13 protein-coding genes are annotated in these 20,328 nt (G+C 72.0%); 4 read left to right on the top strand and 9 right to left on the bottom strand.

Going from position 1 to position 20,328, the window contains the following annotated elements:
• Positions 1 to 101: 101 nt before the first annotated feature.
• Together K3769_RS16325 and K3769_RS16320 are read left to right on the top strand one after the other, a co-directional pair.
• Positions 102 to 1,295: a TOMM precursor leader peptide-binding protein gene (locus tag K3769_RS16325; protein WP_267027157.1), complete on the top strand. Its 1,194-nt coding sequence runs from the start codon at positions 102 to 104 to the stop codon at positions 1,293 to 1,295.
• Positions 1,288 to 2,685, top strand: a complete 1,398-nt coding sequence (locus K3769_RS16320; protein ID WP_267027156.1) for an ABC1 kinase family protein — start codon at positions 1,288 to 1,290, stop codon at positions 2,683 to 2,685. The genes K3769_RS16325 and K3769_RS16320 overlap by 8 nt, the downstream gene beginning before the upstream one ends.
• Positions 2,686 to 2,877: 192 nt before the next feature.
• On the opposite strand, the gene K3769_RS16315 is transcribed toward K3769_RS16320, so the two are convergent.
• The 4 genes from K3769_RS16315 to K3769_RS16300 all read right to left on the bottom strand — a co-directional run bounded on the left by K3769_RS16315 (position 2,878) and on the right by K3769_RS16300 (position 6,442).
• On the bottom strand, positions 2,878 to 3,201 hold the full coding sequence (locus K3769_RS16315; RefSeq protein WP_189769140.1) for a putative WhiB-interacting protein: 324 nt from the start codon (positions 3,199 to 3,201) through the stop codon (positions 2,878 to 2,880).
• Positions 3,198 to 3,566, bottom strand: a complete 369-nt coding sequence (locus K3769_RS16310) for a WhiB family transcriptional regulator (RefSeq protein ID WP_107020143.1) — start codon at positions 3,564 to 3,566, stop codon at positions 3,198 to 3,200. The genes K3769_RS16315 and K3769_RS16310 overlap by 4 nt, the downstream gene beginning before the upstream one ends.
• A 176-nt stretch (positions 3,567 to 3,742) precedes the next feature.
• Entirely contained in the window at positions 3,743 to 4,018 is a 276-nt protein-coding gene (locus tag K3769_RS16305; protein ID WP_282566748.1) for a hypothetical protein, read from the bottom strand.
• A gap of 192 nt (positions 4,019 to 4,210) precedes the next feature.
• Entirely contained in the window at positions 4,211 to 6,442 is a 2,232-nt protein-coding gene (locus tag K3769_RS16300) for an ATP-dependent DNA helicase UvrD2 (protein ID WP_372514955.1), read from the bottom strand.
• Positions 6,443 to 6,636: 194 nt separating this feature from the next.
• Between K3769_RS16300 and K3769_RS16295 the strand changes: the two genes are divergently transcribed.
• A complete protein-coding gene (locus K3769_RS16295; protein ID WP_107020145.1) occupies positions 6,637 to 6,879 on the top strand; it encodes a mycoredoxin in 243 nt (80 codons plus the stop codon).
• Positions 6,880 to 6,898: 19 nt separating this feature from the next.
• Here K3769_RS16295 and nudC read toward each other — a convergent pair whose 3' ends face one another.
• The 5 genes from nudC to K3769_RS16270 form a co-directional block, all read right to left on the bottom strand.
• Positions 6,899 to 7,846, bottom strand: coding sequence for an NAD(+) diphosphatase (gene nudC / locus K3769_RS16290; protein WP_267027154.1), 948 nt, complete (start codon positions 7,844 to 7,846; stop codon positions 6,899 to 6,901).
• Between the two features lie 94 nt (positions 7,847 to 7,940).
• Positions 7,941 to 9,344, bottom strand: coding sequence for a dipeptidase (locus K3769_RS16285; RefSeq protein ID WP_267027153.1), 1,404 nt, complete (start codon positions 9,342 to 9,344; stop codon positions 7,941 to 7,943).
• Between the two features lie 10 nt (positions 9,345 to 9,354).
• Positions 9,355 to 12,939, bottom strand: coding sequence for an ATP-dependent helicase (locus tag K3769_RS16280; protein ID WP_267027152.1), 3,585 nt, complete (start codon positions 12,937 to 12,939; stop codon positions 9,355 to 9,357).
• 188 nt (positions 12,940 to 13,127) lie between these two features.
• Positions 13,128 to 16,634, bottom strand: a complete 3,507-nt coding sequence (locus K3769_RS16275; RefSeq protein WP_267027151.1) for a UvrD-helicase domain-containing protein — start codon at positions 16,632 to 16,634, stop codon at positions 13,128 to 13,130.
• Between the two features lie 266 nt (positions 16,635 to 16,900).
• Positions 16,901 to 17,305 carry an MGMT family protein gene (locus tag K3769_RS16270; RefSeq protein WP_282566190.1) on the bottom strand — a complete coding sequence of 135 codons (405 nt, stop codon included), beginning with the start codon at positions 17,303 to 17,305 and terminating at the stop codon, positions 16,901 to 16,903.
• Positions 17,306 to 17,490: 185 nt separating this feature from the next.
• On the opposite strand from K3769_RS16270, the gene K3769_RS16265 reads away from it, so the two are divergent.
• Positions 17,491 to 20,328 (top strand): lysylphosphatidylglycerol synthase transmembrane domain-containing protein, encoded by a 2,838-nt coding sequence (locus tag K3769_RS16265; protein ID WP_267027149.1) that lies wholly within the window; start codon positions 17,491 to 17,493, stop codon positions 20,326 to 20,328.

Raw genomic sequence — 20,328 nt, 5'->3', positions numbered from 1 at the left:
ACGCGCCGGGCAATGCGGGCATCCTGGCATTCGACCGACGGAGCGGGACGAACTCCGCCGGCACACCGGGACGACAACGGGGACGTACGGGGGGCCGCTGCATGCATCCGATGGTGAAACCCGCGCTGCGGCGCGGCTGGCGGGATCTGAACACCGTGCAGTTCGGGATGGCTCCCGCGCACGCGATGGTGCTCGGCCCGATGGACACGGCGACGGGCAGTCTCCTGACCTTGTTCGACGGAACCCGCGGGCTGCCTCTGCTGCGCGACGAGGGGCGCCGGATGGGCCTGCCCGACGGTCACGTCGACGGCCTGGTGGAGCGGCTGTCCGGGGCCGGACTGCTGGACGACGCGACGGGCGGCGGCCCGGCCGCCGACGCCCTGCGCGGAAAGCCGGCCGTCCTGGACCGGCTCCGGCCCGACGTCGCCTCGCTCTCCGTCGTCGCCCCCGAACCCGGCGAGGCCATGCGCCGGCTGGCGGCCCGCCACTCACTGCGTGTTCAGGTGCGGGGCGCCGGCCGGGTCGGGGCCGTCCTCGCTTCGGCGCTGGCGGGTGCGGGCGTGGGCCGCGTCGATGTTCAGGACGGCGGCTGTGTCGAACCCTGGGACGTGGCGCCGGGCGGACTGCCGCCCGAGTCCGTCGGCGAGCGCAGGGACGAGGCCGCACGGCGGGCGGTGCGCGGAGCGGCGCCCGGCCGACCGCCCCGCCGAGGAGGCGCCGGGTCCGCGACCGGGCAGGACGACCCGGGTCTCGCCCTGGTGATCATCGCGCCTCGGGACGGCCTTGCCGTCCACGCGCCCGACCCGGCGGCCTACGAGCCACTGATCGCCTCCGGTACGCCTCATCTCTTCGCCGGGGTCGTGGAGGGGACGGGCGTCGTCGGGCCGCTGGTCCTGCCCGGAGAAACGGCGTGCGCGGGCTGTCTGGACCTCGGCCGCACCGACCGGGACCCGGCCTGGGCCCGCCTTCTCGCACAGTGGCGCTCCGGGCGGCCCCGCCAGGTTCCGGCGTGCGATCTGACCCTGGCGGCCACGGTCGCGGGGCTGGCCGCGGGGCACGCGCTGGCCTTCCTGGACGGAGGACTACCGTCGAGTGCGGGAGCCCGCTGGGAGGTCTCGGTACCCGGTTTCGACTGGCATGCCCGCCCGGTGTGGCAGCATCCCGCATGCCCCTGCGGGGCCGGGGAGAAAGGTAAGGGGGAGCAGACCTCGGAAGACGAAGGGCCGCACGAGACAATGGCCGAACAACAGCCGCACGCGGCACGGCTGTCCGGTACTTGGAGGGCGCATGTCTGATCTTCCCCGGAAGGCGGTCACCCGGACCGCCAAGCTGGCCGCGCTTCCGCTCGGCTTCGCCGGGCGTGCCACCTGGGGTCTCGGCAAACGAATCGGCGGCAAGTCCGCGGAGCTCGTGGGCCGTGAGCTGCAGCAGCGCACGGCCGAGCAGCTGTTCAAGGTGCTGGGGGAGCTCAAGGGCGGCGCCATGAAGTTCGGGCAGGCCATGTCCGTCTTCGAGTCGGCCCTCCCCGAGGAGGTCGCGGGCCCCTATCGCGCGGCGCTCACGAAGCTCCAGGAAGCGGCCCCGCCGATGCCGACGAGCACGGTCCACACCGTGCTGGCCGAGCGGCTCGGCGAGGACTGGCAGGAGCTGTTCCTGGAGTTCCAGGACAAGCCGGCTGCGGCTGCCTCGATCGGACAGGTGCACCGGGCGGTCTGGCACGACGGCCGGCAGGTCGCGGTCAAGGTCCAGTACCCCGGGGCGGGCGAAGCCCTGCTGTCCGATCTGAACCAGCTGAGCCGTTTCGCCCGGCTGCTGGGACCCCTGATCCCGGGCATGGACATCAAGCCGCTCATCGCTGAGCTGCGCGACCGGGTGTCCGAGGAGCTCGACTACGGCTTGGAGGCGCAGGCGCAGCGGGCCCACGCGGAGGAGTTCGCGGACGACCCGGACGTGCTGGTGCCCGCGGTGGTCCACCAGCGCGAGCAGGTGCTGGTGACGGAGTGGATCGACGGGACGCCGCTGTCCGAGGTGATAACCGACGGCACACCGGAAGAGCGGGACCGGGCCGGTCAGCTCCTTGCCCGCTTCCTCTTCTCGGGCCCCTCCCGCACCGGCCTGCTGCACGCCGACCCGCACCCCGGGAACTTCCGTCTCGTGCCGACCGACGATTCCGAGAGCTCCGCCGACCGGAGCGACTGGCGGTTGGGGGTCCTGGACTTCGGCACGGTGGACCGCCTCCCGGACGGACTGCCGGCGACGATCGGCGCGTCTTTGCGCATGACCCTCGACGGCGAGGCGGATGCCGTCTACGAACTGCTCAGCGAGGAAGGTTTCATCCGGGAGTCCATAGAACTGGATCCGGACGCCGTCCTCGACTACCTGCTCCCCATCATCGAGCCGGCCCAGGTCGACGAGTTCACCTTCAGCCGGGGCTGGATGCGCAGCCAGGCGGCCCGGGTCGCCGACCCGCGCTCCCCCGCCCACCAGCTGGGCAAGCAGCTCAATCTGCCCCCGGCGTATCTGTTGATCCACCGGGTGACCCTGAGCACGATCGGCGTGCTGTGCCAGCTGGGAGCGACGGTCCGGCTGCGGCAGGAGCTGGAGGAATGGCTTCCCGGCTTCCTCCCGGACGCGCTGGAGCTGGAGTCGGAGCTGGACGAGGAGGGTTCGGCAGCCGGAGCGTGAGATCTTCCCGGGCGTTCGCGCTCCCGGGGCGGCGACGCGACGAGACGTGACGGGGCAGGGCCCGACGGGACTCGCCGGAAGGCCACGAGGGGCCGCGGGAGGCCGCGGGAGGCAGAACGCACCGCGGGGGCCGGCCCTTTCGGGCCGGCCCCCGCGATCAGCGGTTGTTCGTGCTACCTCGGTCGGCGGGCCTTACTGCATGACCGCCATGGCCAAGGCGCGGCGGGCACGCAGCGACGCGCGCTCGGCCCGGCGCTGCATACGGCGGGCGACCACCAGGCGCATGGCCCGGCGTTCCCTCTCCGCCTCCTGGATCCGCTCGTGCATATGCGCACGGGCGAGGGCTTCTGGAATGAGTTGCATCTCTCGGGTCCTGTTCTGACGCGAGTCGTTCGCGCCGGTGGCAGTGAAGTCTGGGATCGCGGAGCCGGTGGGCTCGCCGGTGGACGGCTTCATCGGGGCCTGTTTCTTGGGGTCGTGCGTCAGGGGGCGATCGATCGTTCCTGTGATGTTCATGCCGCAACCGGGTTCTTGCGCGGGCGGCCACGCGGCCGCTTCCGGGCGACAACGACACCCTGGACGAAGAGCTCGCCGCCCCAGACGCCCCAGGGCTCACGCCGCTCCTTGGCGCCGGCGAGGCAGGCCTCGATCAGCGGGCAGGTGCGGCAGAGGGACTTGGCGTACTCGACATCGGCCGGCGACTCGGCGAAGAAGACCTCCGGGTCGTACGAACGGCAGGGGACGGGTACGCCGAGGTTCTCGATGGCGTCGTCGAGCGCGGTCAGCGCAGTGAGCGGGGTCAAGGTGGAGTCCTCCGTGGAGCCGGGCGGGGTGATCGTTTCGGAAGGCGGTACGGACGGGGCGTGCGCTTCGAGTTGCACGGTTGGTCTTCCTCGTCTGGTCGTGCCGGCCTGGTTGGCCGGTTGGCGGCTGGTACCGGGGTTTTCTCTTGTCCCGAGGCCCCTTCGCTCCGCCGTCCCCGGTCGGGGACAAACAGAAGGGCCGCGGATCCCGGGTGGGGTTCCGCGGCCCTGAAGGCGCCGGCCTGATCGTCAGATCAGGCTGGATCACTCCAGGGGTCAGGCCCACGGAAGGCCCACATCGTGTGATGCGTGTGCTTGTCGGCTCCGGCACCGGCCGCCTCAAAGGCATGGGCCTTCGCCTGTGCCTCTACTGCTTCCAGTGCCTTCATCGGTCGCTCATTGCGCTCGCGGACAGAAAGGGCCGCGAGAGACACGGGGGACGCCGGCCGAATGGCAGCGATGCCGGACAGACCGGTGCCCAGGTTCGAGAAGCCGAGCAGGCACGTGGAGACGACCGAGCGATCGGTCATTTTGGCGGTGCTGGTGGTGATGCTGATCACTGGAATCGCCTCCTCTCGGCGTCTCTGGGACCGGGCGAGCCGGTCCGTCGGTTGTTAAGTACAGCACGAAACCTGGGCCTTCGAGAAGGCCGCCGTTTCCGTGCTCTAGAACTTATGGGGATTGCCGGGGCATGCGCAAACTATTTTCTCGACGAGTTTGAATCATTCCTCGTCTTCCCCTCTATCGGGCTCTTGACCTGCGCAGATGGCGAGTACGTCGGTTCCGTAGCGGTTGAGCTTGCGGGCGCGGACGCCCGGGATGCGGGCCAGCTCAACCGGAGTGGACGGCACCGCTTCCGCGATGGCCATCAGCGTCTTGTCCGTGAAGACGCAGTAGTCCGGCTGCCCGCTGCCCCGGGCCTGGACCGCCCGCCAGTCGCGCAGCCGTTCGTAGAGCGCCTCGTCCATGTCGGAGGGGCAGTCCTCGCAGCGCATCAGCTTCATCTCGCCGGCGTCGTTGAGCGTACGACCGCAGACCCGGCAGCGGGCGGGGGTGCGGCTGGTCCGCCGGGGCGCGTCGGGGGCGCTGCCCGGGGCTCCCCGCTCGATGCCTCCGAGCCCGCCGGGGCCGCTCGCGCCCCTGCGGCCGGCGGTGGTGACCGATCCGGGGCGCAGGCCGTCGAGAAAGCGGCTGGGCCGCCGGCTGGGGCGGCCCCCGGGTGAGCGGGACTGCGACCAGGAGACGCAGAGGTGCTGTCTGGCGCGGGTGACACCGACGTAGAGGAGGCGGCGCTCCTCCTCGACCTGGTCGTCGGTCTTGGCGTAGGAGATCGGCATCATGCCCTCGGCGACACCGACCAGGAAGACGGCGTCCCACTCCAGGCCCTTGGCGGAGTGGAGGGAGGCGAGGGTGACGCCCTGGACGGTCGGCGCGTGCTGGGCGCCGGCGCGCTCTTCGAGTTCGGCCACAAGATCGCCGAGGGTGGCGTCGGCTCTGGCGGCGGCGAAGTCCTGGGCGAGGTTCGCGAGGGCGGCGAGGGATTCCCAGCGCTCCCTGACCGCGCCGGAGCCCGCCGGTGGCTGGTGGGTCCAGCCGTCGCCGGACAGCACCGCCCGCACCTGCGAGGGCAGGTCGGGGGCGTCGTCGAGGAGTGCGTCGTTGCCGCCGAAGCGGGCCGCGCCGCGCAGGGCATGGATGGCCCGCTTGACCTCGGGTCGCTCGAAGAAGCGCTCGGCTCCGCGCAACTGGTAGGGCACGGCTACATCGGCGAGGGCCTGTTCGTAGATCTCCGACTGCGAGTTCGTACGGAAGAGGACGGCGATCTCGCTGGCGGGGGTGCCGGAGGCCATGAGGTCGCGGATGCGGCGGGCGGCGCCTTCGGCCTCGGCGGGCTCGTCGGCGTACTCCGCGTAAACCGGCTCGGGGCCCGCGGCGCGCTGGGAGATCAGCTCCAGCCGGTGGTCGGCGGCGCGGCCCCGGGCCTGGGCGAGCAGGCCGTTGGCGAGGTGGACCACCTGGGGGGTGGAGCGGTAGTCGCGGACGAGTTTGACGACCGTGGCGCCGGGGTGGCGGGTGCGGAAGCCGAGGAGGTGGTCGGGGGTCGCGCCGGTGAACGAGTAGATGGTCTGGCTGGCGTCGCCGACGACGCAGAGGCTGTCGCGCTCGCCGAGCCACAGCTCCAGGAGGCGCTGCTGGAGGGGGCTGACGTCCTGGTACTCGTCGACCACGAAGTGCTGGTACTGGGCGCGGACTGCTTCCGCGATGTGGTGCTGGTCCTGCAGGATGCCGACGGTCAACAGCAGGACGTCCTCGAAGTCGATGACGCCGCGGTCGCGCTTGATGTCCTCGTACGCCGCGTAGAGCTGTGCGATCTCGGCACGGTCGCGGGGGGCCTCGCGCCCGGCCTTCACTGCCGCCGCGGCGTAGTCGGCGGGGATCGTCTGGGTGACCTTGGACCACTCGATCTCGCCCGTCACGTCTCGCAGTTCACCGCGGTCGAGACGGATGCGGGAGGCGGCCGCGGCGTCGGCCACGAGCTGGATCTTGCGGTCGACGATGCGGGGCAGACTGCCACCGACTGCTTTCGGCCAGAAGTACTGGAGCTGACGCAGGGCGGCGGAGTGGAAGGTGCGGGCCTGGACCCCGGAGGCGCCGAGCTGGCGGAGACGGCCGCGCATCTCGCCCGCGGCACGTGCGGTGAAGGTGACGGCGAGCACGCTGGAGGGCTGGAGGATCCCTGCCCGCACTCCGTAGGCGATGCGGTGGGTGATGGCACGGGTCTTGCCCGTGCCGGCTCCCGCGAGCACGCAGACCGGGCCGTGCAGGGCGGTGGCCACCTCGCGCTGCTCGGGGTCGAGTCCTTCGAGCACCGCGTCGGCCCCACTCGGCGGTGCCGGGTACTGAGAGCCGTGGGTGCCCTGCGGGAAAAGGGTGGAGTGCGATGCTGCTGTCACCCCGCCATGCTGCCAGGTCGGCCGGGACGGATGCGCCGGTTGTCCACAGGGAGCCGCTCGCAGTCGTACTAATACGGCAGGCGCCGCCCGTCCCGCGACGCCCCGCCCCTCCGCGCACGGGAATGGCAGCCCGGCCTCGTACGTTCCCCTGACTGCGAACACGTATCTCCCTGCAGCGAAGGAGCACGAGAGACATGCCGGGCACTGTGACGATGTACAGCACCACGTGGTGCGGCTACTGCCGTCGGCTGAAGAGCCAGATGGACCGCGAGGGCATCACGTACGACGAGATCAACATCGAGCACGACCCGGCGTCCGCGGCGTTCGTGGAGAAGGCGAACGGCGGAAACCAGACAGTTCCCACCGTCCTCTTCCCGGACGGTTCGACGCTGACCAACCCCTCGCTGGCCCAGGTGAAGCAGAAGATCGGCGCCTGAGGGCTGTCCCGCGGCAGACTCAGGCAGCCGCGCCGCGCGTCGGCAGGGGCTTGCCGTACCAGAGCTCGATCAGACGGGCCGCAATCGAGATGCCGTACGGAGGCAGGACCTCCCCGGACTCGAAGGCGGCCCGCAGGTCTTCGCGGGAGAACCAGCGCGCTTCCTCGATCTCCTCGCCGTCGACATTGATCACCGCGGAGGTCGCGCGGGCCATGAAGCCCAGCATCAGGCTGGAGGGGAACGGCCAGGGCTGGCTGGCGACGTACTCGACCTCGCCGACGGTGATGCCGGCCTCCTCGAACACCTCGCGGCGGACCGACTGCTCGATGGACTCGCCGGGCTCGACGAAGCCCGCGAGGGTGGAGAAGCGGCCTTCGGGCCAGTGCACCTGCCGACCGAGCAGGATGCGGTCCTCGTTGTCCGTCACCGCCATGATCACGGCCGGGTCGGTGCGGGGGTAGTGCTCGGCACCGCAGGCGGGGCAGCGGCGGATGTGACCGGCCGCGGCGATCACCGTACGTTCGCCGCAGCGGGAGCAGAAGCGGTGCAGGCGCTGCCAGTTCTCCAGGGCGACCGCGTGCACCATGAGGCCGGCGTCGCGGGGCGACAGGAGCAGGCCGGCCTCGCGCAGGCCTGCCGCGCGCGCGGACTGGTCCATGCGGCCGGGCAGGGTGTCCTTCTGGAGGGCGAAGTAGCTCACGCCGTCGTCGTCGGTGCCGAGGAAGTAGCGGTGTGCCTCGGTCAGGGGCGCTTCGAAGGACGGGGTCATGACGAGTTCGGTGGTGCCGTCGGGCGTCTCGTCGATGAGGACCTGACCGCCGGAGACCACGAAGGCGCGGGTGGTGGGGTGGCTCCACGCCGCGGCGAGCCAGGCCTCGTCGAGCCGGTGGTGGGCGGCCCGGTCGATGCCGTTCGGGGCGGTGAGCGAGATGGGACGGTCTGCGGTGCGGTCGGTCCAGGTGGTCACGGGTGCTTCCAACTCCCCCGGTGAAACGGTTGGTTCGGCGGGCTGTCCGTCCGGATGTACGGATGTACGGCAGGACGTGTGCGGCGGGGCTTCTTCAGTGTGCATCTCGCCAGTTCCGGGCCAGATCGCCCCACAGGTGGGCGGAGGTCTCGACACCTTTGAGGAGGAGGTCGATCTCCACCTTCTCGTTCGGCGCGTGCCAGCCGTCGGACGGGACCGAGATGCCGAGGAACAGCACCGGGGCGGCGAGGACGTCCTGTAGGTCCGCGGCGGGCCCTGATCCGCCTTCGCGGGTGAAGCGGATCTCCTTCTCGAAGGCGCGGCCCATGGCGCGTACGACGGACTGCAGGGCGGGATGGTCGAGCGGTGTCAGGCACGGACGCGTGGCGGCGCCGAAGGTGATCTCGTGGCGGACACCCGCGGGCAGTTGCTCCGCGACCCAGGTGCGCACCGCCTTCTCGATGTGGTCGGGGTCCTGTCCGGCGACGAGCCGGAAGGAGAGTTTGACCATCGCGGAGGACGGCACGATCGTCTTGTTGCCGGGGCCCTGGTAGCCGCCGCCGATGCCGTTGACCTCGGCGGTCGGGCGGGCCCAGACACGCTCCAGGGTGGTGTGGCCGCTCTCTCCGTGGGTGGCCGTGGACCGGGCGGTGCGCAGCCAGCGCTCCTCGTCGAAGGGCAGCTCGGCGAAGAGTTCACGCTCACGCTCGGTGAGTTCGGTGACGCCTTCGTAGAACCCGGGGACCGCCACACGCGCGTGCTCGTCGTGCAGCGCGGCGACGAGGCGGGCGACGGCGGTGGCCGGATTGGGCACGGCGCCGCCGAAGGAACCGGAGTGGATGTCCTGGTCGGGTCCGTACAGCTGGATCTCGCACTCGGCGAGGCCGCGCATGCCGGTGCACACCGTGGGGGTGTCCTCGGACCACATGCCGGTGTCGGAGACGATCACCGCGTCGGCGGTCAACCGGTCCTTGCGGGCTTCGACCAGATCACGGAAGTGCGGGGAGCCGGACTCCTCCTCGCCCTCGATCAGCAGCTTCAGGTGGACCGCGGGAGTGGTGCGGCCGGTGGCGGCGAGGTGGGCCCGGACACCGAGTGTGTGGAAGAACACCTGTCCCTTGTCGTCGGCGGCCCCACGCGCGTGGAGTCGGTTGCCGCGGACGACGGGCTCGAAGGGGTCGGTGTCCCAGCCGTCCTCGCGGGCGGCGGGCTGTACGTCGTGGTGGCCGTAGACGAGGACCACGGGCGCCCGCGGATCGTCCGAGGGCCATTCGGCGAAGACCGCGGGTGCGCCGGGGGTCGACCAGACCTCGCAGGTCGGGAAGCCCGTCTCCCGCAGTTTCGCGGCGAGCCAGTCGGCGCTGCGCCGTACGTCCGCGGCGTGCTCGGGCTGGGCCGAGACGGACGGGATGCGCAGCCATTCGGCGAGGTCGTCGAGGAAGGCTGCGCGATGCTGCTCGATGTACGCGCGGACGGCGCTGTCCGGAGTCTTGCTCATGGTCACGAGCCTATCCGTCCACGCGCGCGTGCCGGTCCGGCGGTTCGTCGGGAACCCCTTCGGGTGGTTCTTCCAGCAGGAGGCGTTCCAGCGCGGCCCGGTCCGGCAGGTTCCCGGGCCGGACGACCTCGCCGCTGCGCACGTACAGGAAGGCCGCCCGCACGGATTCCAGGGGGACGCCGTGCTGCTCGGCCCAGGCGAGCCGGTAGAGGGCGAGCTGGAGCGGATCGCCGGTGCGGGTGCGGCTGGTCTTCCAGTCGACGATCTCGTACGTCGTCGTCGCCCGCCCGTCTCCGTGCTCGTCGGCCTCTTCCTGGTGGACCTCCTCCTTGTAGACCGCGTCGATCCGGCCCCGTACGACGCGGCCGGCGATGGCGAGCTGGAAGGGCGCCTCGACCCGGTAGGGCGTGCGGTGTGCGTAAGGAGTGCGTTCGAAGGCGTTCTTGAGGGCTTCCAGGTCTCGTTCGTCGGCGATCTCGGCCTCGCTGCCGGGCAGGTCCTCCGGCTCCAGCATCGGCAGCCGCAGCTCTTCGAAGCGGGCCTCGACCCAGGCGTGGAAGCGGGTGCCCCGGCGGGCGGCGGGCTGGGGCGGCCGTGGCATGGGGCGCGCCAGTTCCTGGGCGAACCCTTCCGGGTCCGCGGCCATACGCAGCAGTTGGGACGCGGTCAGGGAGGTCGGCAGGGGGACGTCCGTGACGCTCTCCCGGGCGCGCAGGAGTTCCCCGGTGAGGGCGTCCAGGTCGCTGTCCCAGGAGGCGATGGTGCGGGCCTCCTCGGGGGTGAGGCGGGTGGTCTCCGGGGGGTGCGGACGGGCGTCCGGGGCGGGGCTGGGGTGCGGGACCGCCGGGCGGCCGGTGGTCGCCGGGCGGTTCGGTGTCCACGAGTCCCAGTCGTCCGGGGCCGCGGCCGGCACATCGGCCTCTTCGTAAGGAGGCTCGTCGGTGAGGTACTCGTCTCCGTACGGAGGCTCCTCCTCTCCGTACGGAGGCTCGTCCTCCTCCGGCGGCGGCCAGTCCGGGTCGTCGTACGGGCCCGGGTCGTCGTACGAGCCCGGGTCGCCGGGGGCCGAGGGGTGGGTCGTCTCGTGGGAGTGGCCGGATTCCAGGTGGGCCAGCACCGTCCGAGCGGCCTCGCGGCGGCGGGCGGTCGCCAGGTCGTCGAGCGGCAGCGGCCAGGCGTGGTCACCGCCGGCCGCCAGCAGCGCGGGGTTCTCCTCGTCCTCCTCGGGCTCGTCCTCCCACACCTCGATCTCGCCGTGCCCGGCCGCGCAGTGCTCGTACAGGGCGTGCAGGAAGTCGGAGGGGCCGCGGGGCTTCTTCTGGGAAGGGCCCCACCAGTGGCCGGAGCCGAGCAACAGGGAGCGGGGGCGGGTGAAGGTGACGTAGCCGAGGCGCAGTTCCTCGGTGTGCTGGTGCTCCTTCATGGCCTCGTGGAAGGCCTTCATGCTGCGGGAGTCCCAGGCGTCGATGTCGGGCAGGGTGTCGGCGTCGCCGCGCAGTGAGTGCGGCAGGACCTTGCCCTGGGCGGTCCATTTCTCGCGGCCCTGGCCGCTGGGGAACGTGCCGGTGACGAGCCCCGGGACCACGACGACGTCCCATTCCAGGCCCTTGGACTTGTGCGCGGTGAGCACCTTGACGGTGTTCTCGCCGCCCGGCAGGGCGTTGTCGAGGCCCTTCTCGTACTGGGCCGCCGTGCGCAGGAAGCCGAGGAAGGCGAGCAGGCTGGCCTCGCCCTCGTTGGCGGCGAAGGAGGCGGCGACGTCCAGGAAGTTGGACAGGGTCTCACGGCGACGGGCGGCCAGGGCGTGCGGGGACGCGGAGAGCTCCACCTCCAGACCGGTGGTGGCCAGGACCCGGTGCAGGACGTCCATGAGCGGGTCGGCGAGCGAGCGGCGCAGATCGCGCAGTTCGGTGGCGAGGCGCGCGAACCGTACGCGGGCGTCGGCCGAGAACGGCAGCCCGTCGTCGTCCCCGTCACCGCGGAGGGGCGTCTCCAGGAAGGTGTCGAGCGCGTCCGCGAGGGAGATCACCTCCGCCGGATCGACGCCCTCGACGGCTGCGGCGAGCCGCAGGTCGGGGTCGTCGTCGGCACCCACGCGCGCGTGGGACACGAGGAGCCGGGCCCGGCGGCCCAGGAGGGCGAGGTCGCGGGGGCCGATGCGCCAGCGCGGCCCGGTGAGCAGCCGGACCAGTGAGGCGTTGGCCCCGGGGTCCTGGAGGACCTCGCAGACGGCGACCAGGTCGGCGATCTCGGGCAGGTGCAGCAGCCCGGAGAGCCCGACGACCTCCACCGGGATGTCGCGGGCGACGAGCGCGCCCTGGATCTGGGCGAAGTCGGTCGCGGTACGGCACAGGACGGCGATCTCACCGGGGGCCTTGCCGGTGCGGACGAGATGGGCGACGGAGTCGGCGAGCCAGTCCATCTCCTCGGCGTGCGTACGCAGCAGGGCGCAGCGCACCATGCCGTCCCGCTCGGCGCCGGGGGCGGGGCGGAGGGCCTCCACGCCCGCGTGCATGGCGCGCAGGGGCTCAGCGAGTCCGTTGGCGAGGTCGAGGAGGCGGCCTCCGCTGCGGCGGTTCTCGCTGAGCGACTGGCGGGTCGCCGGCCGGCCGTCGGCGTGCGCGAAGTGCTCGGGGAAGTCGTCGAGGTTGGCCACGGAGGCGCCGCGCCAGCCGTAGATGGCCTGGCAGGGGTCCCCGACGGCGGTCACCGGGTGGCCCGTGCCGCCGCCGAACAGGCCGGCCAGGAGGATGCGCTGGGCCACGGACGTGTCCTGGTACTCGTCGAGGAGGACCACCCGGAACTCGTCCCGCAGGATGCCGCCGACCTCGGAGCGGGTACGGGCGAGGGTCGCCGAGAGGGCGATCTGGTCGCCGAAGTCGAGGAGGTCGCGCTCGCGCTTGGCCTTCCTGTAGCGGCTCACCAGCTCGGTCAGTTCCCGCCGGGCGGCGGCCGTCTCCGGGACCTTGCGCAGGTCGGCGTTGGTGAGCTTGGCGCCCTCCAGATCCTGCAGCAGCCGGGCGTCGTACGCGCGCAGCTCCTCGGGCCGTACGAGGTGTTCCGCCAGCTCGGAGTCGAGGGTGAGGAGGTCCCCGACCAGGTCGGGGAAGGAGCGGGTGAGTGCGGGGTAGGGGCCCGGTGCCTCGCGCAAAACCCGTGCGGCGAGCTGGTAGCGCGTGGCGTCGGCGAGGAGGCGCGCGGTGGGTTCGAGTCCGATGCGCAGCCCGTGATCGGTCAGCAGCCGGCCGGCGAAGGCGTGGTAGGTGGAGATCACCGGCTCGCCCGGCGGGTTGTCCGGGTCGATCACGTCCGGGTCGGTGACACCGGCCTTGATCAGGGCCTTCCGTACGCGCTCGGCGAGCTCGCCCGCCGCCTTGTTGGTGAAGGTCAGGCCCAGGACCTGCTCGGGGGCCACCTGTCCGGTGCCGACCAGCCACACCACGCGCGCGGCCATCACCGTGGTCTTGCCGGAACCGGCTCCGGCGACGATCACCTGCGGGGCGGGCGGGGCCGTGATGCAGGCCGTCTGCTCCGGGGTGAACGGGATGCCGAGGAGCTCCTTGAGCTGCTCGGGATCGGAGATACGGGCTGGCACGTCAGAGAGGCTAGTCGCGCCCACTGACAGTCGGTGCCGATTCGGCGGCGGGGCCCAAGGACGTGCAGGTCAGCACACGTGGTGCGGTATGTCACTTCGCGTCGCTCCGTCCACGGCAGCCCCTCTGCGACCCGCGTTGCCGCGCCTGTGCGGGACACCCGAGGACGGCCGCCCGGCGCCGTGCCCCGTCACTCGACGACGTGGCGGCCCTCCGGGCGGGCGCTGCACGACGCCCGGAACGCGCAGTGCGTGCAGTGCTGGCCGGTCGTCGGCGTGAACCGTTCGTCGAGGACCTTGCCCGCGGCGGTGGCGAGGAGGTCGCCGACCCACTCCCCCTCCAGCGGCTGCTGGGCCTGCACCTTGGGCAGGGTCTCGCCGCCGTCCTTCTTGGGGGCGCCCTGGCGGAGCTGGACGAGTTCGGCGCCGCCGGGCTCGGGGCGTTCGCCGTCGAAGGCGTCGTCCACGGCGCCCTCGCCGACCGCGAGCTGGTAGACGGCGAGCTGCGGGTGGTGGGCCACGTCCGCGGCGCTCGGTGCCTGCTTGCCCGTCTTGAAGTCGACCACGTAGGCGCGGCCCTCGGCGTCCCGCTCGACGCGGTCCATGGAACCGCGGATGCGCACTTCGTAGGAGCCCGCTTCGAGGGTGACGTCGAAGTCGTGCTCGCTGGCCACCGGAGTGCGTTCGGCGCGGTCCATGACATGCCACTTCAGGAAGCGTTCGAGTGCCACGCGCGCGTGCTCCTTCTCCTGGGCCGACTTCCAGGGCGCGTCGAAGGCGAGGGCGTCCCACACGGAGTCGAGGCGCTCCATGAGGACGGCGAGGTCGGCGGGCGTGCGGCCGGAGGCGACCTCGTCCGCCAGGACGTGCACCACGTTGCCGAAACCCTGGGCGGCGGTCGCGGGGGCGTCCGCCTTCACCTCGCGGCCCAGGAACCACTGCAGGGCGCAGGTGTTGGCCAGCTGGTCGAGGGCGCTGCCGGAGAGCACGACGGGGTGGTCTCGGTCGCGCAGCGGCACCTTGCTCTCGGTGGGTTCGTACATGCCCCACCAGCGGTAGGGGTGTGCGGACGGCACCAAGGGGCGGCCGTCCTCGTCGCCGAGCGCGGCGAGTCTGCCCAGGCGGCGGGCGGCCTCCTCCCGCAGGGTGGCCGAGACACGGGGGTCGACCGTGGTGGCCCGCAGTTCCGCGACGAGCGCGGCGACGGACAGCGGGCGGCGGGGGCGGCCCGTTATGTCCTTGGCCTCCGTGCCGAGTTCGGTGAGGAAACGGGAGGGCTGGTCGCCGTCGTCCGCGGGGGCCTTCACGGCGGTGACGACGAGCCGTTCACGCGCGCGCGTGGCGGCCACGTAGAACAGGCGGCGCTCTTCGGAGAGGAGCGCTCCGGGGGTGAGCGGCTCCGCGAGACCGTCCCGTCCGATGCGGTCGGCCTCCAGGAGGGAGCCGCGACGGCGCAGGTCGGGCCAGAGTCCCTCCTGGACTCCCGCGACGACGACGAGGCGCCACTCCAGGCCCTTGGAGCGGTGTGCGGTCATCAGCCGTACGGCGTCGGGGCGCACGGCCCTTCGGGTGAGCGTGTCGGCGGCGATGTCCTGGGCGTCGACCTCCTCCAGGAAGTTGAGGGCGCCGCGTCCTCCGGTGCGTTCCTCGGCGCGGGCCGCGGTCGCGAACAGGGCGCACACCGCGTCGAGGTCGCGGTCCGCGTTGCGGCCGGCCGCGCCGCCGCGCCGGGCGGCCCGCTCCAGGCGCTGCGGCCAGGGTGTGCCGTCCCACAGCTCCCAGAGCGCCTCCTCGGCCGTACCGCCCCCCGCGAGGCGCTCCCGTGCCTTGCACAGGAGGGCGCCCAGGCGCTGGGCCCCGCGCGCGTACGAGGGGTCGTGGGCGACCAGCCGCTCCGGCTCCGCCAGGGCCCGCGCCAGCAACTCGTCGGAGGGCGGCGGCACGTGGTTGCCCCCGGCGCGCTCCTCCTCGCGCAGGGCGCGGCCCAGACGGCGCAGGTCCGCGGCGTCCATACCGGCCAGGGGGGAGGCGAGCAGGGTGAGCGCGGTCTCGACGTCGAGCCACGGCTTCTCCGGCACGGCCTGCCCTTCCGGAAGGGCTTGTTCCCCCTGGACTGCCTGTTCCTCAGGAAGAGGTTGCTCCTGTTGGGCCGCCTGCCCCTCCGGGAGGGCTTGCTCCCCCTCGACGGCCTGTTCCTCAGGAAGGGTCTGCTCCTCCTGGACGGGCTCTTCCTGTGCGGTGGGTTCCTCCGATGTCGCCTCGTCCGTGCTGGGCTCCCCGGAACCGGAGGAAGGGGTCTCTCCCAGTTCCGCCACAGCCACCGCCTTGAGGGCGGTCAGCAAGGGCGTCACCGCCGGTTCGTGCCGCAGCGGCAGGTCGTCGCCGTCGATGTCGAGGGGGACGCCGGCCGCGGTGAGCGTGCGGCGGATCGTCGGGATGGTGCGGGAGCCGGCACGGACCAGGACGGCCATGTCCTTCCACGCGACGCCGTCCTCCAGGTGGGCGCGGCGCAGGATGTCCGCGATGTTGTCCAGCTCCGTACCGGACGTCGGGTACGTGTAGACCTCCACCTGGCCGCCGTCGCGTACGGAGGCCAGCTCCCGGTGGGCGCGTACCTTCTCCGCCGGGAGGCGCGTCAGGGGCATGCGCTGCGTCAGCAGCCGGGTCGCCGCCAGCAGGACCGCGCCCGACCTGCGTGACGTCCTCAGGACCTCGACCGGCGCCGGTGTGCCGTCCGCGCGAGGGAAGAGGTCCGGGAACTCCAGGATGCCGTTCACGTCGGCGCCCCGGAACGCGTAGATCGACTGGTCGGGGTCACCGAAGGCCACCAGGGTCCGGCCGCCGCCCGCGAGCGCGTCCAGGAGCCGCAGCTGCGCCGGATCGGTGTCCTGGTACTCGTCGACGAAGACGGCGTCGTACCGGTCGGCCAGCCGTTCGGCCACCCCCGGCCGCCGGGCGAGCAGCACCGCGCGGTGCACCAGTTCCGCGTAGTCGAGCACCCCCTGCATGTCGAGCACGTCGAGGTACTCGGCGAGGAAGGCGGAGGCGGCCAGCCAGTCGGGGCGGCCGATGCGCCTGGCGAAGGTCTGCAGGGCGTCGGGGCCGAGCCCCAGCTCACGGCTGCGGGCGAGCACCGCGCGGACCTCGTCGGCGAAGCCGCGCGTCGTCAGGCACGCGCGCAGTTCGTCCGGCCAGCGCACATGGGCGAGGCCCAGCCGCTCCAGGCCGGGCTGGCCCGCGAGCAGTTCCCGAACCGCCACGTCCTGTTCGGGACCGGAGAGCAGCCGCATCGGTTCCACGAACAGGTCGGTGTCCTGATGGGCCCGGACCAGGGCGTAGCAGAAGGAGTGGAAGGTCGTCGCCTGCGGTGCGCGGGCCGCTCCCATGCGCAGTGCCATGCGGTCGCGCAGTTCCACGGCGGCCTTGCGGCTGAACGTCAGTACCAGGACGCGCTCGGGGTCCGTGCCGCGGGCGATCCGGGCCGCCACGGACTCGACGAGTGTGGTCGTCTTACCGGTGCCCGGACCTGCGAGAACGAGCAGCGGGCCGCCCTCGTGGTCAACCGCCGCACGCTGGGCTGCGTCCAGAACAGGGGGAGCCACCCGCACCGGCGGGGTACGCACCAGCCGGTAAGCGCCACGGGTCCCCTGTCGACCCTGGGGGTACGACAGGCGCCTGGTGGAGGAAGAGGAGCTCACGTGGTTCGCCGGTCCTGGTGGGTGTGCTGGGGATTGCCACCGTCGGCGCGGGACGCCGTCGGTGAGGGATCGTGTTCGGGTCACGGGCGGGAGACGGGCGGCGCGTGGCGGGCGGTGGCCGCGGGATGAACGGGACGCGTGCCGTCGACGCTACGCCGGTGGATGCCGTGGAAGCGGCGCTTCCTCGTGTTCCCTCCCGGCACCGGCGTCTCCCGCTTCACGAACGTACGGCATGTCCCGGGCGTGCCCGCATTCCCTCGTACGGGTCACCCGGCACCCTCCGGGCGCTTCGATGCCGGAAGCTGTCGGGTGTGACCCTCCGCGCGATCACCACCGTCCCATCTGGCCTGTTTCATGTCGATGCGCGGAAGGTGGCCTTCGGAGGCCCTGCTCGCTCCCTTGAGGGGCGTGCCTTCGGCCCGGTAGTGCTCCAGCGCCCGCAGCTCGTGGCCGGGGAGCAGGGCCCCGTCCGCGCGGACGACCCGCCACCACGGCACGGCTCCTCCGTAGAGGGCCATCACCCGTCCGACCTGTCGTGGGCCGCCCTCCTCCAGCCATTCCGCGACATCTCCGTACGTCATGACGCGCCCGGGCGGAATCTGCTCGGCCACGTCGAGGACCCGCTCCGCGTACTCCGGCAAGGCGTCCGCCGGGAGGCTCTGCTCGCTCATCCGGTCCATCCTGCACCACCCCTACGACAACGTGACGCGGCGGCGACCGTGCGTATCCCTCGCCCGAAAACAGCGCTTCGGGCAGACTGTGCGCCCCCGCATTGCACCCTGATGCCCCCCTGTGTCGGCGGGGCATGCCACCATCGTGCGGGCGGTTACCGGTGATACGAGACCAAGAAGAGACGATGAAACAGCAGGGTGTGCACCCCGAAGAGGCGGAGGGCACCTCTGAGGTTTCGTCGCGCCCCGATACCGGCGACGATACGGACGACAGCCTTCCGGAAACGGCAGGGGCGTCCGTGACAGACGCCGCGCCCGAGACGGGCGTGACGCCCGGGAGTCCGGACACGTCCCGGAAGAAGGACATGCGCAAGGAGAGCGGAGCCGAGGAGACCGACGGCGCGGCCTGCGCCGACGCCCCGGCCGAAGCGGTCGAGGGCGACGAACCGCTGCTCCCCGCGCGCGTGCACCGCCCCTCCGACCTGATGCGTCTACTGGTGGGCGTTCTCGCGATCGTCGTACTGCTGTCGATCGCGGCGTTCGCGCACGGCACGACGTCGGGGCTGGCGCAGGACATCAACAAGGGCACCGACGAGGCGCCCGACCTGTTGATCAAGATCGCCGGGCTCGCGTCGAGCATCGCCATCCTCCTGGTGCCGGTCGCCTTCGCCATCGAGCGGCTGATCAAGCGGGACGGGCTGCGGATCGCCGACGGTGTGCTGGCCGCGGTCCTCGCCCACGGTGTGACGCTCGCCACTGACCTGTGGGTCGCCAGGGGCGCCCCGGACTCGATCCAGAAAGCGCTCACGCAGCCCTCCCCCGGAGACATCCACGCCCTGACGGACCCGGTACACGGTTATCTGGCGCCGGTCATCGCCTACATGACGGCCGTCGGAATGTCGCGACGCCCACGCTGGCGTGCGGTGTTGTGGGTCGTGCTGATGCTCGACGCCTTCTCCATGCTGGTCACCGGCTACACGACCCCCTTCTCGATCATCCTCACGGTGCTGATCGGCTGGAGCGTGGCCTACGGGACGCTGTACGCGGTCGGCTCGCCGAACGTACGGCCCACGGGCCGGACCCTGATGGCCGGCCTGCGGCACGTCGGCTTCCACCCGGTGACCGCGGCGCGGGAGGAGACGCCGGAGGCCGCGGACGCGGACCGTGGCCGCCGGTACTTCGTGACCCTCCAGGACGGTGCCCCACTGGACGTCACGGTGGTGGACCGGGAACAACAGGCACAGGGCTTCTTCTACCGCGTGTGGCGCCGTCTGACCCTGCGCGGCATCACCACGCGCCGCAGCCTCCAGTCGCTGCGCCAGGCCCTGGAACAGGAGGCGCTCCTCGCGTACGCGGCCATCGCGGCCGGGGCCAACGCGCCGAAGCTGATCGCGACCTCCGAACTCGGCCCGGACGCCGTGATGCTGGTCTACGAACACATCGGCGGGCGCACCCTCGACACGCTGGCGGACGAGGAGATCACCGACGACCTGCTGCGCGAGACCTGGCACCAGGTGCAGGCGCTGCAGTCGCGGCGCATCGCCCACCGCAGGCTGGCCGGTGACGCCATTCTGGTGGATCGTTCCGGCACGGTGATCCTCACGGACCTGCGCAACGGCGAGATCGCGGCCGGTGAACTGATGCTGCGCATGGATGTCGCGCAGTTGGTGACCACGCTCGGTCTGCGCGTCGGCGCGGAGCGCGCGGTGGCCTCGGCCGTCGGCGTGCTCGGTCCGGACGCGGTCGCCGACTGCCTGCCCATGCTGCAGCCCATCGCACTCACCCGCTCCCACCGCGCCACCTTGCGCAAACTGGCCCGGGAGCGGTCGGAGCGTGAGCGCGAGGCGGTCCTGGAGGCCTCCCGGCAGGCCAAACTGGCCCGCGCCGAGGAGCACGAGGCCACGCCCGAGGAGACCAGGCCCGTCCTGGAGAAGCCCGACAAGAAGACCGTACGGGCCGAGCAGCGGGCCGAGAAGCGGGCGATCGACGAGGCGCTGGACGAGGCCCGCGAGGAGGACCTGCTCACTCAGATCCGGCACCAGGTGCTGCTGATCAGGCCGCAGGCACCGGTCGAGCCGGCCCGTCTCGAGCGCATCCGTCCGCGCACGCTGATCAGTTTCATCGCGGGCGCGTTCGGCGCGTACTTCCTGCTGACGCAGCTCACGCACATCGAGTTCGGCACGCTCTTCGAGAGCGCCCAGTGGGGCTGGGTGGCCGCGGCGGCGCTCTTCTCACTGCTGAGCTACTTCGCCGCCGCCATGAGCCTGCTGGGCTTCGTGCCCGAGCGGGTGCCGTTCATGAGGGCCGTGGCGGCGCAGGTCGCCGGGTCCTTCGTGAAGATCGTGGCGCCCGCGGCGGTCGGCGGTGTCGCGCTCAACACACGGTTCCTCCAGCGCGCGGGGGTACGGCCGGGGCTCGCGGTGGCGAGCGTCGGCGCGTCGCAGCTGTTCGGGCTCGGCTGTCACATCCTGATGCTGCTGTCGTTCGGCTATCTGACCGGCACCGAGAAGACGCCCTCCTTGTCGCCGTCCAGGACGGTCATCGCGGGGCTGCTGACCGTCGCGGTCCTCGTCCTCGTCGTGACCTCGGTGCCGTTCCTGCGTAAATTCGTGGTCACGCGCGTGCGCTCACTTTTCGCGGGTGTCATCCCGCGCATGCTGGACGTCCTCCAGCGGCCGCAGAAATTGATCACCGGCATCGGCGGCATGCTGTTGCTGACGGCCTGTTTCGTGATGTGCCTCGACGCGTCGATCCGGGCGTTCGGCAGCGAGGACATGCCCGCGATCAGCATCGCCAGCGTGGCCGTCGTCTTCCTCGCCGGAAACGCGCTGGGCTCCGCGGCGCCCACCCCGGGCGGAGTGGGCGCGGTCGAGGCCACCCTGACGGTCGGTCTGATCGCCGTCGGGCTCCCCAAGGAGGTCGCGGCCCCCGCCGTGCTCCTGTACCGCCTTCTCACGCTGTGGCTGCCGGTGCTGCCGGGATGGCTGTTCTTCAACCACCTGACGCGCAAGGGCGCGCTCTAG

The sequence above is a fragment of the Streptomyces ortus genome, assembly GCF_026341275.1.
Lineage (GTDB): Bacteria > Actinomycetota > Actinomycetes > Streptomycetales > Streptomycetaceae > Streptomyces > Streptomyces ortus.
This window is presented reverse-complemented; position numbering and strand designations above follow the sequence as displayed.